Genomic DNA, 15,293 nt, shown 5'->3' with positions numbered 1-15,293 from the left:
GGCCCGTCGTCTGCCGTCCGAACAGAAACGATGTTCCGTGTCCACTGATGAGCTGCCGGCACAACGGTCCGGCGCGGGTCCGGCGGAGAAGCGAGGAACCCTTCGATCTCAGCTCTCCCGGGATCGATACGGCGTTCCGCTGTGCGCTGTGGCCGTCACCGTGCCCCTTTACGCGATATGGGCCGCGTTCCTGGCCACCGGTGGGGGAGACCTGGCGGCGCAGCTCGCGTGGGCCGGGTTCGTTTCGCGGTCTCCGTCCTCCGCGTACAACCTCTTCTGGTACGGCGGTATGCACACCGTCAACTACAGCGTGATCTCGCCGCAGCTGATGGCGCTCTTCGGAGTCCGGACGGTCGGTGTCCTTGCGGGACTTGCGTCTTCGTGGTTGGTGGGCGTGTTGATGGTACGCGCCGGTGTCCGCAGACCGCTGTGGCCCGCGCTGTTCGCGGCGCTGGCGTTGTGGTGCGACGTGGTGTCCGGCCGGACGACCTTCGCGCTCGGCACGGCGTTCGCCCTCGCGTCGTGTCTCGTGTTGGCCGGTGGCGCGCGCAAGCTCGTCGCCGCGGCGGTTCTGGCCGCACTGGCCACCCTGGCGAGCCCGGTCGCGGGTCTGTTCCTCGTCGTGGCGGGCGCCGGCTGGTTCCTCGCGAGGGACTGGCACAGGGCGTCGGTCCTGCTGCTTCCGCCCGTGGTCATGGTCGCCACGACGACGCTGTTGTTTCCCTTTCAGGGTGAGCAACCCATGTCCCTGGGCCGGGTCTGGCAGCCGTCCTGCCTCGCTCTCGCCGTTGTGCTGTTCGCCCCCCGGGCCTGGCGGGTGCTGCGGAACGCGGCAGCGGTCTACGCAGTGGGCATCGTCCTCACCTATCTCATCCCGTCTCCCATCGGCACGAACGTCGAGCGACTGGCGGAACTCGCGGCACCGGCGGCCCTGCTCGCCTGCGCCCTCCAGCCGGCCCCCCGCCGGCTCCGGTCCCTGGTGAGTATCGGAGCGGCCGTCTCGTTCGCCATATCGTCGGGCTGGGTGATCAAGAAGACGGCGGATGACATCACCATCTCCACGGAGGTGCCGGCCTGGGCGTCGCACACCGACGGCGTCGTACGGGAACTGGCGGCCCTCCGTGCCGATCGGACCCGGGTGGAAGTCGTCCCCGCCCGCAACCACCGTGAGGCCGCCGTTCTGTCGTCCCACGTCAACACGGCCCGGGGCTGGAACCGGCAACTGGACGTGGAACGCGGACGGCTCTTCTACGACGGCACGCTGTCCGAGGCCTCGTACCGCGATTGGCTGAACCACTGGGCGGTGGGCTACGTCGTCCTGCACGACGGCAGACCGGACGGCCCGGCAGAGCAGGAGGCCGCTCTCGTACGGTCCGGGCCCGGCTGGCTCGACCCCGTCTGGCACGACAGCCACTGGAGCATCTACCGCGTGCGCAACGCACCGGCACTCGTCACCGGCCCGGCACAGGTCGTCACGTCCGACGGTTCCGAGGTCGTCATCAGAGCCCGCCGCGAAGGGCCGATCACCGTACGCATCGTCTTCTCGTCCTGGCTGCACGCCGACGGCGGCGCCTGCCTGAAGCGGGCGGGAGACTGGGTGCAGCTGACGGCTCCGGCTGCCGGGACGTACCGATTGAGCTCGGAGTACCGGCTCCCCTGGACGAACGGCTGCTGATCCCGGGCCGTTCTCGCTGGACGCCCGATGAGCGAGGCGGGCGACGAGGTCACGCCCGGTGAACCGTTGTAGCCAACGGCAGCCGGGTGATGCACTGTTCGGTTGCGCAGGGCGGCGACCAGCTCCCTGAAGTGCTCATCGGCCCTCTTCCGGCGCTGACCGCCGGTCGGCGAGGCGATCCTGGTCGCCGGCGTCACCGGCACGAGCCTCGGTGCGGCGACCCCGTGCCAGATAGTCTCGGACGATCAACTCGACAGCGTCCTGCGGACTCCTGGTACCGGCCAGCAGCATGACCTCGATGGCCAGATCGCTGTCCAGGCTGATGGTGACCTTCGCCATGACACCTCCTGGGTTCCCCGCGCAGCCTATCCAAGCGGCCGGCGGTCGACGATGGGTAGCACATCGCGATGCTCGGCAGGCTGATGCCGCGTGCCCCACTCTCTCTCCCCGCCTTGTGACGCGGGTCACGCGGGCCTCGCGTCACGAACGGAAGGGCAGTTCGCGTCTGGTGGTCGTCCGCACAGCGGGAACGACCGACAGGAAAGAGACGGCAGAGCGATGAACGCGACAGCAGCGCAGCAGCATGAGGTCCTGGTCCTGGGCGCCGGTTACGCCGGACTCTCCGCCGCGATCCAGCTCGCGGCCCGCACCAGAAAGCAGGGGAACCTGCGAGTGACGCTGGTCAATCCCTACGACACCTTCACCGAGCGGCTCCGACTGCACATGACGGCCACCGGCCAGGAGACGGCCGAGATGAACATCCCGGAGCTGCTGGACGGCACCGGCGCCGGCTTCGTCCGCGGCTGGGTCACCGCCCTGGACGCCGAGGCGAAGACCGTCCGGATCGATGACGACCGGGTCCTGCGCTACGACACCCTGGTCTACGGCCTGGGCGGCGTCGCGGACACCGCCGCCGTCCCCGGTGTGGATGACCACGCCCACACCCTCAACAGCCCGGAGGACGCCGCCATTCTCGCCGGCCGGCTGACCCGGCTCGACGGCGGGACCGTCGTGGTCGGCGGCAGCGGCCTCACCGGCGTCGAGGCCGCCGCGGAGATCGCCGAGCGGCACCCGGAGCTACAGGTCGTGCTGCTCGGCCGGCAGGAGCCGGGGGAGAGCATGCACCCGAAGGCCAAGGCCTACTTGGACGCGGCGCTCGCCCGGCTCGGTGTGCAGGTGCGCAGCGGCGTTGAGGTGGTCAAGGTGCTGCCGGACAGTGTCGAGCTCGCGGACGGCTCCAGCATTCCGGCGGGCGCGGTGCTGTGGACCAGCGGCACCCGTGTCTCGCCGCTGGCCGCCGCCGCGGGCCTGACCGTCGACGAGCGCGGCCGTGTGGTCACCGACAGCGCGCTGCGCTCGGTCTCCCACCCGGATGTCTACGCCGTGGGCGACGCGGCGGCGATCCGTCAGGGCTACGGCGTGATGCACGGGACCTGTCAGGGCGGTATGCCCACCGGCGTGCACGCGGCCCTTTCGATCCTGCGGGTGCTGGCCGGCAAGGAGCCCAAGCCCTTCCGATTCGGCTACTACCACACACCTGTCAGCCTGGGCCGGAACGACGCCGTCGTGCAGTTCACCCACCCCGACGACAGCCCGCGCCGGATCGTGCTGACCGGCAAGCGAGCCGCGAAGTACAAGGAGACGGTCACCGCCGCGCCGTGGTCGACTTTCACCCGCATGAAGAAGATGCCGGCCTCGGGCGCGTTCTGGCCGCACGGCGGCCGCTACACCCGGATTCGGAGCGCCAAGTGAACCAGCCGCAGCAGGCCGGACCTGACCAGCTTGCCTTCCAGAAGTACCGCACCCTGCTCTTTTCCGTCGGCTACCGCATCCTCGGCACCGCCGCCGACGCCGAGGACGTGGTTCAGGACGCCTGGCTCAAGTGGTCGGCGGCCGACCGTGCCCAGGTCGCCGACCCCAAGGCCTACCTGACCCGGATCGTCTCCAACCTGTCGATGGAGCGGCTTCGTTCGACCCGCCACCAGCGCGAGACCTACGTCGGGCCATGGCTCCCCGAGCCGATCCTCACCGGCCCGGATACCGCTGACGGCGTTGCCGCGGCGGACTCGGTCTCCATGGCCCTGCTGGTGGTGCTGGAGACACTGAGCCCCCTGGAGCGCGCGGTCTTCGTACTGAAGGAGGTCTTCGCCTTCAGCTATGGGGAGATCGCGGAGGCGGTGGAACGCACGGAGGCGGCGGTCCGGCAGGCCGCGCACCGCGCCCGCGAGCACGTCCAGGCCCGCCGGCCCCGCTTCACCGCGGACCGCGCCCGCCAACGCGACGTCGCCGAACGCTTCTTCGCGGCGGCGTCGGGCGGCGACATCAACACCCTCATGGAACTGCTCTCCCCGGACGTCACGCTGTGGACCGATGGCGGCGGCAAGGTCCGCCAGGCCCTCAAACCGGTCGTCGGCCTGAAGGCCGTGGCCCGTTGGTTCGCCGCCCTCGGCACCGCGACCTACCAGGGCATCGAGCCCGGGCAGATGCGGGCCGAGCTCACCTGGATCAACGGTGGCCCGGGCGTGGTCTTCCACGGCCCGGACCGCGTGGTCGCCACGCTGACCTTCGACTTCGATCCGGAGGGCAGTATCTCGACCATCCACAACGTGGCCAACCCCGACAAACTCCACGCGGTCGCCGACGGCACTCGGCACGAACTCTCCTGACCACTGTCGCAGAACGCTAGTCGGCTGCTGACGCATCGAGCTGCGTGCGGGTGGTGGTCAGCTCGAACCACACCGTCTTGCCGATGCCGTACGGGCGCGGCCGGGTGCCCCACGTGGTGGCGAGTGCGGTGACCAGGGCGAGGCCCCGTCCCGACTCGGCTTCGAGGCTCGGGTGTTGCACCTCGGGGAGGGCGCTGGACGCGTCTGCCACTTCGACGCGCAGGGTGGTGTCGTCGCTGAGGATGCAGCGTGCCGATACTTCGCGGCCCGGGGGGACGGATGCGTGGCGTACCGCGTTGGTCATCAGCTCGCTGAGCAGCAGCACGGCTGTGTCGGTCACCTCGTCCGGCACCTTCCAGGCGTGTGCCTGCTCGGCGAGCAACGCGCGGGCCCGGCTCACGCTGCGGGGGCGGCGGGGGAATCGCCACTCGATGTCCTTGGGCATTGTGCTGGTCATGACCCACAGCCTGGCGCCGAGGGAATAGCGTAGGGAGTAACGGAGCGTGTACGTACCGTAGCTGTACACGTGGTGCCCTGGGGAGGCGTGCGGATGTCGGAGGCGTGGCGGTACTGCGGTAACCAGATCAAGCTGTGGCGTACGAAGGCGGGTGTCTCCCGGGAGCAGTTGGGGGCCGAGGCCGGGTACGGCTACGACTACGTACGGTCGATGGAGGTCGGGCGACGTCGGCCCACGCTGCGGTTCTTGGAGGCCGCTGATCAACTGTGCAGTGCTGGCGGGATTGGTCGCGGCGCAGGAGTTTCTTCGACCGGAGAAGTTCCCCTCGTACTCGCAGGAGTACGCCGAGGCGGAGGCCAAGGCAGTTGCCTTGCACTCTTATCAGCCCTTGTTCGTGCCGGGGCAATTGCAGACTGAGGCCTATGCCCGCGCCTTGCTGAACGCCAACTGTCCCCCTCTCGATGACGAGACGGTCGAAGCCAGGGTCGCAGCGCGCTTGCAGCGGCAAGAGCGGTTGCATCGTAAGCAGACCGTGTTATTCGGATTTGTCGTCTATGAGGCGGCGCTGCGTGAACCTGTGGGCGGTCGTGACGAGATGAGAGCGCAACTGCAGCACCTGCTGGAGCTGCGGCACCTGCGCAACGTGTCAATCCAGGTGCTTCCGGTGGGGCAAGGTGCCCACACTGGGCTCAATGGTCCACTGGTACTGATCGAGACTGACGAGCATGAACACTTCGCCTACGAAGAAGGTCAGTCGACCGGCATCCTGCATTCGGCCTCGGACAAGGTCGGCTTGCTCATCCAACGCCATGGCATGATCCGGATGCAGGCCCTCGGGGTCGAGCAGTCGGCCCAATTCATTGGCAAGTTGGCGGAGGAATTGTGAGCGACGAGTTGATGTGGATCAAGTCCAGCTACAGCAACACCGAAGGTGGCGACTGCGTAGAGGTCGCCGCCTGTCCCGCCACCGTCCACGTCCGGGACTCGAAGCTGGCCGAGAGTCCCCAACTGGCCGTGCCCGCCCCGGCCTGGGCGGCCTTTCTCGTGTACGCGGTCAGCGGAGCGTGAGGGTGCCCTTCATGTACGGGTGGATCGAGCAGTAGTAGGGGTACGTGCCCGCCTTGGCGGGCGCGTTGAAGGTGACCGTCTGGCCTGGCGCGATCGTGTCGGTGTCGAAGGACTTCTTGTCCTTGGCCGTCACGGTGTGCGCCGCCGAGTCGTTGTTGGTGACGGTGATCTTCGTCCCGGGGGCGACCGTGAGGTCTGCGGGCTTGAACGCGAAGTCCTTGATCGTGATGTGCGCCGACTTGCCGCTTCCGGACGCCGACGCCGTAGCGGAAGAGGTCTTCGAGCCACCACCGCTCGAACAACCGGTCACGGTGGTGAGCATGCACAGTGCGGCCACGGCCGCGACGGCGCACGATTTGCGGGTGAGGAAGGGCATCGTCTCTCCGGTGGTCTCGGACGATCGGGGGCAAGCAGGCGCAACGGTACGGCTGTTGGGTCGAGTGTTCCGGAGCGGACGGCAGGGCGCGGTGTTCCATGGAGCCGACCGGGCCGACGGCTCACCCGAACGGATGGCCTCGAGGCGCTGCGTTGTCTATGCCTTCGCCGGACCGCGCCCCGACCCCGGCGGCCGGCCCCGGCGGGGGAGGGCGCCGGTATCGCGCGGCAGGCGGCCCGCGTCGGCCAGGGCCCGGCGGAGCAGGAATTCGATCTGGGCGTTCGTGCTCCGCAGTTCGTCGCCGGCCCAGCGGGCCAGCGCGTCGTGCACGGCGGGGTCCAGCCGCAGCAGGACCTGCTTGCGCTGCCGGGCCGCGCGCGGTGGTGGTGGCGGCGGTGCGCCGGATTCGTCCTCGTTCACTGGTAGAGCGAGCCGGTGTTCAGGACCGGCTGTACCGCCCGGTCCCCGCACAGCACGACCATCAGGTTGCTCACCATCGCGGCCTTCCGCTCCTCGTCCAGTTCGACGATGCCCTGCTCGCTGATCCGGATCAGCGCCTGCTCGACCATACCGACCGCGCCCTCGACGATCTGCTGACGGGCCGCGACGACGGCGCCGGCCTGCTGGCGCTGGAGCATCGCGGAGGCGATCTCCGGTGCGTAGGCGAGGTGGCTGAAACGGGACTCGATGATCCGTACGCCCGCGGCCTGCACCCGGGCGGTCAGCTCGAGAGAGAGCTTCTCGGTGATCTCCTCGGCGTTGCCCCGCAGCGACAGTGCGTTCTCGTCGTGGGCGTCGTAGGGGTACTCGATGGCGATGTGCCGGACGGCGGACTCGGTCTGGGTGGCCACGAACTCCGGGTAGTCGTCCACCTCGAACAGCGCCTGCGCCGTGTCCTCGACCTTCCACACCACGACGGCCGCCAGCTCGATCGGGTTGCCGTACGCGTCGTTGACCTTCAGGACGGAGGTCTCGTTGTTCCGGACCCGGGTGGAGATCTTCCGCGAACTGGTCAGCGGGTTGACCCAGCGGAGGCCGTCCTGCCGGATGGTGCCGACGTAACGGCCGAACAGCTGGATCACGCGGGCCTCGCCGGGCGCGACCATCTTCACGCCGGTCATGCAGAACAGCGAGACGACCAGTACCAGGATGCCGATGATGATCAGGGCGGCCTTGCTGCCGCCGCCGGTCGAGACCCCGCCGCCGATGAGCAGGCCGAGGCCCACCGCGACACCGAGCACGGTCAGCAGCAGCGCCAGCCCGCCCGCGATGCCGTGCGCGGTCCTTTCCCGAACCTGTGGCGCGGGCATCTCCGGGGTGTCCGCGTCGAGACCCGCCGCAGTGGTCGTGGCGGGGTGCGCGGGGCGCTCCGCAGGGCCTTGGCCGGGTGATCCGGTCATGAAGAGCTCCGTCTCCGGACTCCGGCCGGACCGGAGTCGCATAATTGCTTGCTGGGAAGAATCAAAGTGATATCTAATTTAGCACAGTACGGCAGCTTCCGGCGGCCGATGAGCCGACGGCTGATGAACCGGCGGCCGATGAGCCGCCGACCGATGAGTTTCGCCTCCGGGCGGCGTCATGACCTCTGCAACCACCTATGCACAGGGAGGTGCCTTCATGGCATCGCAGGACAACCTCACCGGACTCGGTGTGATTCTCGGCAGTACGGAGCCCGACCGGCTCGTCGAGTGGTACCGGGCCGCGCTGGAGCCGTTGGGCGCCCGTTGGGAAGGGCACATGCTCGTCATCGGACAGCAGTCGATCATCGGATTCGACCGGCGCGACGATGTTGCGGACACGGCGGCGGAGCCGGGGCGGCACATGGTCAACATCACGGTCCGGGACATCCGCGCCGCCGAGCAGCACCTCAACAGCGTCGGGGTGAAGTGGGTTCGGCCCGTCGAGGAGATGGGTGGCGGCTGGATCATCTGCACCGTGCTGGATCCGGTCGGCAACTACCTCCAGCTCGTGCAGGGGCCCGCAACGTCCTGAACCGGACGGGCGTACCCGTCGGGGGCGCCGATGTAAAAAGGGGGCAAAACAGGTAACCCAGGTCGTCGGTTGGGCATCTCTTCACGCGTGATGAGCCTGACGGGGACCCCCTTCTTCCTGACCGCGATCGCCGCGACGGTCATCGCAGTGCTGCTGCCGCTGCTGCTGTGGGGGCGGGTCGCCGGTCCCGTGGCGGTGCGGGGTGCGGTACGGCTGGGCATGGTGCTGGTGGCGCAGGCGACCGCGGTGCTGACGGTGTTCGTCGCGGTGAACAACAGCAACGGGCTGTACGACAACTGGTCCGACCTGCTCGGCAGAGGCCACCACGTCGTCGCAGCGCCCGACCTCGGACCCGACGGCCTGGGCGGCCTGCAACCGGACGCCGGGCCCCGGCAGCCGGCCGACTTCGCGCCGTCGCACGACCGGCGGATGGGGCGCGGGGTGATCGGCACGACACTGACCGGGCGGGTGTCCGGGGTGCGCGGTGAGGTGTACGTGTGGCTGCCGCCGCAGTACGACCAGCCGGCGTACCGGGGCAGGAAGTTCCCGGTGGTGGAGCTGCTGGCCGGCTTCCCCGGGACGGCGAAGGCCTGGTTCGGCAGCCTGGACGCGCAGACCCAGCTGGCGCCGATGATGGCGAGCGGTGAGGTGGCGCCGTTCATTCTGGTGTCGCCGAGGACGTCGCTGCTGGGCAGCCGTGACACCGGGTGCGCCAACGTGGCGGGGGTGGTCGACGCGGACACCTGGCTGAGCGTGGACGTGCCGAGGATGGTGACCGACACGTTCCGGGCCCAGCGGGGGCCGCGGGGCTGGGCGGTCGCGGGATATTCCGCGGGGGCGCACTGCGCGGTCAAGCTCGCACTCGCCCACCCCAACCGGTACCGGGCGGCCGTCGGGCTCTCCGGATACAACGATCCCGCCGCCGAACGTGCGTCCATCACGGCGAAGAACCCGACGCTGCGCCGCGACAACAACCCGCTGTGGATTCTGCGCCACGCCAAGACCCCGCCCCGTGCGGCGCTGTACCTCTCGGGTGCACCGCAGGACGGCTACCGGGACGGCCTCGCGCTGCGGGCGGCGGCCAGGAGACCGACGCGGGTGCACGTCGTACCGGTGACCGGCGGGCACAGCCGGGCCGTGTGGCGGAAGCAGGTACCGGACGTGTTCCTCTGGCTTTCGGAACAGTTCGCGGGGTCGGCGCCCTACACGGGGCGGGTCGCTCCGGCGAAGGGCATCTGATCGATGGGGGCGATCCGGACCGGCGCGCCGGGATGCGGGGCGTGGATCATCTCGCCGTTGCCGATGTAGATGCCCACGTGGCTGATGCCCGAGAAGAAGAAGATCAGATCCCCCGGCGCCAGCTCCGAGCGGCTCACCCGCGGGCCCGAGTCGATCTGGGTGTACGTGGTGCGCGGCAGCGATACACCGGCCGAGCGGTACGCCGCCTGGGTCAGCCCCGAGCAGTCGAAGGACGAAGGACCGGTCGCCCCCCATACGTACGGCTTGCCGAGGGCGCCGTAGGCGAAGGCGACGGCTTGCGCGGCTCGTGAGTTGGGGGCCACCAACGAGCCGCGGACGGCGGAACGGTCGGCGCGCGGCACGGCGGCTCCGGCGTCCTGGGCGGCGTACTGCGCGCGTTCCGGGGCGGTCAGCCGGGCGAGCAGTGCCTGCGCCGTGCGGATCTTGCTCTGCACGGTGGTCTTCTGCTTCTTGAGGTCGGCCCGCTGCGCGCGGAGGTCGCTGATCTTGCGGTCCGCCTCCGAGCGGAGCTGGGCGAGGTCACCGAGCTGCTTGCTCACCCCGGTCACCTTGGCGGCCTGCAGGTCGTCCGCACGCTCCACGTAGCCGGCCCGGTCCAGGTACTGCGTGGGATCGGACGAGAGGAGGACCTGGAGCGACGGGTCGATGGCACCGTTGCGGTACTGGGCCTCGGCGGCCGCGCCGAGCGCGTCGCGGGCGGTGTTGAGTTCCTGGGTCCTGCGGGCGACCCCGTCGTGCAGCGTCCGCAGCGACTTCTCGGTGGCCTGCGTCTCGGCCTTCGCCCCGTTGTACTTGTCGGTGGCGACCTCCGCCTGCTGGTACAGCTGGTCGACCTTGGCCTTGACCTGTGCCGGGGAGAGCTGGGGTTCGGCATGGCCGACGCCTTCGAAGGCGGTTGCCGATGCGGCTCCGGCGAGTGCGAGGGTGGCGGCGGTCCGGGCCGCGGGGCCGGTGAGCGGGCGTTGTCTGGGCTTTCGGTGAGCGGCCACGAGGGCGTTCACGTCCTTCCGTACGTCCTTGCCGCATTCGCCCGTGTTCACCCCGGGCGAGCCGGTGAGCCGACGGACGGATACGTGTCCGGCGGCGGTCCGCACAGGGGGAGCGGGCCGCCGCCGGATCTCTCGGCGGTGGTGACCGACGGCCGTCCGGTTCCGGACGGCGGTGGGGAGCCGGTCACCTGATCAAGAACGTTAAACCCGGGGTTATGGGAACGAGACGTCATGAAAGGTACTGGTCGGATCTGGCCGACCGTGACCGTCCAGGAGCATTGAATCTTCGGTGCACTTGTTGATTGCGTGACCCTCTGACCGAAGCCGGTGCCGGGGTGGCTAAGGTCGAATTTCATGAACGAACTGATCCATGCCGTTGTCGGCCTGCACATCATCGGCATCGGGGCACTGCTCGGCGGCTTTCTGACCCAGCTCGGCCCGATGCGCTCGGGCACCGCCCGCTTCGGGCAGCCGATGCTGTACGGCGCCCTGACGATGCTGGTCACCGGGGTGGCACTGATCGGCCTGAGCCAGGCCGACGGATACACCATCAACACCGTCAAGTACGGGATCAAGCTCGCGGTACTGGTGGTCATCCTGGGGCTCGTCTACGTGAAGCGTGACGACGACCGGATCGACAAGCGCGTCTTCGGGGCGGTCGGCGGTCTGACCGTCGTCAACATCTTCATCGCACTGCTCTGGACCTGAGCGGGCACTACCCCGGTCGCACGCTGCCGTAGACCGGCATGTAGAAGATCGACTCCTCACGCACATACGCACCCGGCTTCGGGGCGTGGATCATCATGCCGTTGCCGATGTACATCCCGACGTGGCTGATGTCGTCGTAGAAGAAGACCAGGTCACCGGGGCGCAGATCCTTCGTGGCGATGCGGGTGCCGACCTTCACCTGGTCCCACGTGGTCCGCGGCAGATCGACGCCGGCTGCCTTCCACGCCGCCTGGGTGAGCCCCGAGCAGTCGTAGGAACTGGGCCCGGTGGCGCCCCAGACGTACGGCTTGCCGATCTGGGCGCGGGCGAAGGCGAGGGCCTGGGCGGCCTTGCCGGAGGATGTGCTGCTGCCGGCGCCGGTACCGGTGCTTGATCCGGTACTGCTGTCGCTGTTCGCCGCCGCCTTCTCGGCGGCCTTGCGCTTCTGCTCCGCCGCGGCCTGCTCCTGCGCCAGCTTCGCCGCCTTGCGCTTGGCCTCGGCCTGCTTCTTCTTCTCCAGCGCCGCCAGCCGCGCCTTCTCCTCGGCGGTCATCCTGGACAGCAGCTGACGCGCCTCGGCGAGCTTCGACTGCACGGTCTCCTTGCTCGACCTGAGCGAGGCCTGCTTTCCGGTCAGCGTCGCCAGACTGCGCGCGGCCTCGCCGCGCTTCTCCGCCGCCGCCTTCTGCTGCACCCGGTAGTCCGCGACCGCCTTGCCCTCCCGGCCGGTCAGCGTGGCCATCAGGTGGTTCTGGTCGAAGTACGACTGCGGGTCGTCGGCCAGCAGCAGCGTGGCCGTGGAGGAGAGGGTGCCTTCGCGGTACTGGGCGGCGGCGTAGTTGCCGAGCGTCCGGCGGGACTCGTTCAGCTTTTCGGTGCGCGTGGCCACCTGGTCGAGCAGACCGTCGACCTTCTTGCGCTGGGTCGACGTGTCCTCTTTCGCCTTGTTGTACCTCTCGGTGGCCGACCCGGCCTCCCGGTACAGGTCGTCGACCTTCTTCTGCACCTCTTCGATGCTCGGCTTCGGCTTGGCGGCGGCAGCCGGAGCGGCACCGGCGCTCTGGGCGAGCAGCGAGACCGAGGCGAGCGCGGCCGTGGTGATGCCGAGGGCGGGGGCCGTACTGTGCGAGCGGGTGCGCGGCTTTCGGTGCGATGCCAAGTGAGGCATTTCCTTCCGTGGACCGCCTACCGGGTTAGCGGTGGGGGACCCGCCCAGGCCGTTCAGGCTCTGGGGAGGGTTCGGGCACGTTCGGAAGGTCGCCCTACGGTCCATGGTGCGGTGGTGCCTGGGTGGTGCGGACCGATTCACCCCGGTGGTGCTTGGTGGGTCCCCGGCTCCTTCTGCCGTGCGACATACGTCATATCCGGTCGTGACATATCCGGTACGTGACGCGGCCTACAGCAGAGCGGACTCGGCGCGGGCCGCTCGCTTCGGCGTGGTTCGCCGATGGGGTACGGGCGGTCCTGAGCGAGCAAGATAGCCAACTCCTGTGACCGCTGGGAAGGCTGATGTTCGATATGCCCGATACATTTTCGTGACCTGGGGCCGCCCTTCGATACATGCGGCTCGGGCATACGGCTCCGGGCTGTCGGTGGGTCGGCCTAGACTCGGTAGACGATGAGCAGCCTCTTTGACGACAGTTTCCTGGCGAGCCTCCAGCCTTCGGAGGAAGAGCCCCCGCCGCCCGCCGAGGACCCCGCCGGCGGGCCGGGGGACCGGGAAGAGGTCCCGCACGACCTTTTCGGCGGCGCGTTCGACGGGCCCCCGCCCCCGCGGGACGCGTACTACCGGGACGGCGCCCCGCGCCCGGCCGTGGACCCCGCCGCGCTGCTCGATGGGCTGAACGCCGAGCAGCGCGCCGCCGTCGTGCACGCGGGTTCCCCGCTGCTCATCGTGGCCGGGGCGGGTTCCGGCAAGACCAGGGTGCTGACCCACCGGATCGGGCATCTGCTGGGCTCGCGTGGGGTGCAGCCCGGGCAGATCCTGGCGATCACCTTCACCAACAAGGCCGCGGGCGAGATGAAGGAGCGGGTGGCCGAGCTCGTCGGCCCGCGCGCTCAGGCCATGTGGGTCATGACCTTCCACAGCGCCTGCGTCCGCATCCTGCGCCGCGAGTCCAAGAAGCTCGGCTTCACGTCGTCGTTCTCGATCTACGACGCGGCCGACTCGAAGCGGCTGATGGCCCTGGTCTGCCGTGACCTGGACCTCGACCCGAAGCGTTACCCGCCGAAGTCCTTCAGCGCCAAGATCTCGAACCTGAAGAACGAGCTGATCGACGAGGAGACCTTCGCCGGGCAGGCCACGGATGGTTTTGAGAAGACCCTCGCCGAGGCGTACGCGCTGTACCAGGCGCGGCTGCGCGAGGCCAACGCCCTGGACTTCGACGACATCATCATGACCACGGTGCACCTGCTCCAGGCGTTCCCGGACGTCGCCGAGCACTACCGGATGCGCTTCCGGCACGTCCTGGTGGACGAGTACCAGGACACCAACCACGCCCAGTACACGCTCGTCCGGGAACTGGTGGGCCCCTCCGGGGAGGACAAGGCCCCCGGAGAGCTCTGTGTGGTCGGTGACGCGGACCAGTCGATCTACGCGTTCCGCGGCGCCACCATCCGTAACATCCTCCAGTTCGAAGAGGACTACCCGGACGCCACGACCATCCTGCTGGAGCAGAACTACCGTTCCTCCCAGACGATCCTCTCCGCCGCCAACGCCGTGATCGAGCGCAACGAGAACCGCCGCGCCAAGAACCTCTGGACGGAGGCGGGCGAGGGCGCGAAGATCATCGGCTATGTCGCGGACACCGAACACGACGAGGCGCAGTTCGTCGCCGACGAGATCGACCGGCTGACCGACGCGGGCGACGCGAAGGCGGGTGACGTGGCCGTCTTCTACCGTACGAACGCCCAGTCCCGTGTCTTCGAGGAGATCTTCATCAGGGTCGGGCTGCCGTACAAGGTCGTCGGCGGCGTCCGGTTCTACGAGCGCAAGGAGGTCCGCGATGTGCTGGCCTACCTACGGGTGCTGGCCAACCCGGAAGACACCGTTCCGCTGCGCCGCATTCTGAACGTGCCCAAGCGCGGCATCGGCGACCGGGCCGAAGCGATGATCGACGCGCTCTCGCAGCGCGAGCGGATCAGCTTCCCACAGGCGCTGCGGCGGGTCGACGAGGCGTACGGCATGGCGGCCCGCTCATCGAACGCCGTCAAACGCTTCAACGTGCTGATGGAGGAGTTGCGTACCGTCGTCGAGTCGGGGGCCGGACCCGCGGTGGTGCTGGAGGCGGTCCTCGAACGGACCGGTTACCTCGCCGAGTTGCAGGCGTCCACCGACCCGCAGGACGAGACCCGGATCGAGAACCTCCAGGAACTCGCCGCAGTGGCGCTGGAGTTCGAGCAGGAGCGCGGCGAGGAAGAGGGCGCGGGCACGCTGGCGGAATTCCTGGAGAAGGTCGCCCTGGTCGCCGACTCGGACCAGATCCCCGACGAGGACGAGGACGGCTCCGGCGTCATAACGCTGATGACGCTCCACACCGCGAAGGGCCTGGAGTTCCCGGTGGTGTTCCTGACCGGCATGGAGGACGGCGTCTTCCCGCACATGCGCGCGCTGGGGCAGGTGAAGGAGCTCGAGGAGGAGCGGCGGCTTGCGTACGTGGGGATCACCCGAGCCCGGGAACGCCTGTATCTGACGCGCTCGACACTGCGCAGCGCCTGGGGACAGCCCTCCTACAACCCGGCCTCGCGGTTCCTGGAGGAGATCCCCGCGCAGCACCTGGAGTGGAAGCGCACCGGAGCGATGGCGGCGCCGGCGGGCCCGACGTCCGGGGTCACTTCCTCGCTGACCTCGTCGCTGTCGTCCTCGCGGTCGCGCTCCGGTTCGGGCGGTGCCACGGGGTTCGCGACGCGGCGGGCCGGCGACAAGCCGGTGATCACGCTGCAGGTGGGGGACCGGGTCACGCACGACCAGTTCGGTCTGGGCACCGTGATGCAGGTGACCGGGTCAGGTGCGGACGCCCAGGTGGCGGTGGACTTCGGCGACGAGCGGCCGAAGAAACTGCTGTTGCGGTACGCACCGGTCGAGAAGCTGTAGCGGGGTTTC

16 protein-coding genes and 1 pseudogene are annotated in these 15,293 nt (G+C 69.1%); 10 read left to right on the top strand and 7 right to left on the bottom strand.

The features are described 5' to 3' along the window. Positions 1–148 precede the first annotated feature (148 nt). Positions 149–1,675, top strand: coding sequence for a hypothetical protein (locus tag AB0M87_RS11275; RefSeq protein WP_365851697.1), 1,527 nt, complete (start codon positions 149–151; stop codon positions 1,673–1,675). 135 nt (positions 1,676–1,810) lie between these two features. Here AB0M87_RS11275 and AB0M87_RS11270 read toward each other — a convergent pair whose 3' ends face one another. After that, complete coding sequence (locus AB0M87_RS11270; RefSeq protein ID WP_365851696.1) at positions 1,811–2,014, bottom strand: hypothetical protein; 204 nt, start codon at positions 2,012–2,014, stop codon at positions 1,811–1,813. A 219-nt stretch (positions 2,015–2,233) separates the two neighbouring features. On the opposite strand from AB0M87_RS11270, the gene AB0M87_RS11265 reads away from it, so the two are divergent. Together AB0M87_RS11265 and AB0M87_RS11260 are read left to right on the top strand one after the other, a co-directional pair. Then, the gene (locus tag AB0M87_RS11265) at positions 2,234–3,427 is read left to right on the top strand and encodes an FAD-dependent oxidoreductase (protein WP_365851695.1); all 1,194 of its coding nucleotides are present in this window, start codon (positions 2,234–2,236) and stop codon (positions 3,425–3,427) included. After that, on the top strand, positions 3,424–4,341 hold the full coding sequence (locus AB0M87_RS11260; protein ID WP_365851694.1) for an RNA polymerase sigma-70 factor: 918 nt from the start codon (positions 3,424–3,426) through the stop codon (positions 4,339–4,341). The genes AB0M87_RS11265 and AB0M87_RS11260 overlap by 4 nt, the downstream gene beginning before the upstream one ends. 16 nt (positions 4,342–4,357) lie before the next feature. Here AB0M87_RS11260 and AB0M87_RS11255 read toward each other — a convergent pair whose 3' ends face one another. Continuing rightward, on the bottom strand, positions 4,358–4,798 hold the full coding sequence (locus AB0M87_RS11255) for an ATP-binding protein (RefSeq protein WP_365851693.1): 441 nt from the start codon (positions 4,796–4,798) through the stop codon (positions 4,358–4,360). A gap of 93 nt (positions 4,799–4,891) precedes the next feature. Between AB0M87_RS11255 and AB0M87_RS11250 the strand changes: the two are divergent. From AB0M87_RS11250 to AB0M87_RS11240, 3 genes and pseudogenes are all read left to right on the top strand, one after another. After that, a pseudogene (locus tag AB0M87_RS11250) lies at positions 4,892–5,020 on the top strand (transcriptional regulator); the annotation flags it as partial. Positions 5,021–5,069: 49 nt separating this feature from the next. Further along, complete coding sequence (locus AB0M87_RS11245; protein ID WP_365851692.1) at positions 5,070–5,684, top strand: DUF5753 domain-containing protein; 615 nt, start codon at positions 5,070–5,072, stop codon at positions 5,682–5,684. Further along, positions 5,681–5,866, top strand: a complete 186-nt coding sequence (locus tag AB0M87_RS11240; protein ID WP_365851691.1) for a DUF397 domain-containing protein — start codon at positions 5,681–5,683, stop codon at positions 5,864–5,866. The genes AB0M87_RS11245 and AB0M87_RS11240 overlap by 4 nt, the downstream gene beginning before the upstream one ends. Here AB0M87_RS11240 and AB0M87_RS11235 read toward each other — a convergent pair. The 3 genes from AB0M87_RS11235 to AB0M87_RS11225 all read right to left on the bottom strand — a co-directional run bounded on the left by AB0M87_RS11235 (position 5,853) and on the right by AB0M87_RS11225 (position 7,552). Further along, on the bottom strand, positions 5,853–6,242 hold the full coding sequence (locus tag AB0M87_RS11235; protein ID WP_365851690.1) for a cupredoxin domain-containing protein: 390 nt from the start codon (positions 6,240–6,242) through the stop codon (positions 5,853–5,855). The two genes, AB0M87_RS11240 and AB0M87_RS11235, sit on opposite strands and share 14 nt — an antisense overlap. 156 nt (positions 6,243–6,398) lie before the next feature. Next, positions 6,399–6,662: a hypothetical protein gene (locus AB0M87_RS11230; protein WP_365851689.1), complete on the bottom strand. Its 264-nt coding sequence runs from the start codon at positions 6,660–6,662 to the stop codon at positions 6,399–6,401. Next, positions 6,659–7,552, bottom strand: a complete 894-nt coding sequence (locus AB0M87_RS11225; protein WP_365851952.1) for an SPFH domain-containing protein — start codon at positions 7,550–7,552, stop codon at positions 6,659–6,661. Before AB0M87_RS11225 ends, AB0M87_RS11230 begins: the two co-directional genes overlap by 4 nt. Positions 7,553–7,859: 307 nt before the next feature. Between AB0M87_RS11225 and AB0M87_RS11220 the strand changes: the two genes are divergently transcribed. Together AB0M87_RS11220 and AB0M87_RS11215 are read left to right on the top strand one after the other, a co-directional pair. After that, the gene (locus tag AB0M87_RS11220) at positions 7,860–8,234 is read left to right on the top strand and encodes a VOC family protein (protein ID WP_365851688.1); all 375 of its coding nucleotides are present in this window, start codon (positions 7,860–7,862) and stop codon (positions 8,232–8,234) included. 90 nt (positions 8,235–8,324) lie between these two features. After that, a complete protein-coding gene (locus tag AB0M87_RS11215; protein ID WP_365851687.1) occupies positions 8,325–9,473 on the top strand; it encodes an alpha/beta hydrolase-fold protein in 1,149 nt (382 codons plus the stop codon). Here the strand turns inward: AB0M87_RS11215 and AB0M87_RS11210 are convergent. After that, the gene (locus tag AB0M87_RS11210) at positions 9,437–10,483 is read right to left on the bottom strand and encodes an NlpC/P60 family protein (RefSeq protein ID WP_365851951.1); all 1,047 of its coding nucleotides are present in this window, start codon (positions 10,481–10,483) and stop codon (positions 9,437–9,439) included. The two genes, AB0M87_RS11215 and AB0M87_RS11210, sit on opposite strands and share 37 nt — an antisense overlap. A 354-nt stretch (positions 10,484–10,837) precedes the next feature. On the opposite strand from AB0M87_RS11210, the gene AB0M87_RS11205 reads away from it, so the two are divergent. Continuing rightward, positions 10,838–11,191, top strand: a complete 354-nt coding sequence (locus AB0M87_RS11205; RefSeq protein ID WP_365851686.1) for a hypothetical protein — start codon at positions 10,838–10,840, stop codon at positions 11,189–11,191. A 7-nt stretch (positions 11,192–11,198) separates the two neighbouring features. Here the strand turns inward: AB0M87_RS11205 and AB0M87_RS11200 are convergent, their stop codons facing one another. After that, complete coding sequence (locus tag AB0M87_RS11200; RefSeq protein WP_365851684.1) at positions 11,199–12,350, bottom strand: NlpC/P60 family protein; 1,152 nt, start codon at positions 12,348–12,350, stop codon at positions 11,199–11,201. 459 nt (positions 12,351–12,809) lie between these two features. Between AB0M87_RS11200 and pcrA the strand changes: the two genes are divergently transcribed. Next, complete coding sequence (gene pcrA, locus AB0M87_RS11195; RefSeq protein ID WP_365851683.1) at positions 12,810–15,284, top strand: DNA helicase PcrA; 2,475 nt, start codon at positions 12,810–12,812, stop codon at positions 15,282–15,284. Positions 15,285–15,293 lie beyond the last annotated feature (9 nt).

Source organism: Streptomyces sp. NPDC051320 (assembly GCF_040682175.1).
In the GTDB taxonomy this organism is placed as follows: Bacteria; Actinomycetota; Actinomycetes; order Streptomycetales; family Streptomycetaceae; genus Streptomyces.
The sequence above is the reverse complement of the archived record's forward strand: the minus strand, read 5'-3'. Positions and strand labels throughout refer to the sequence as shown.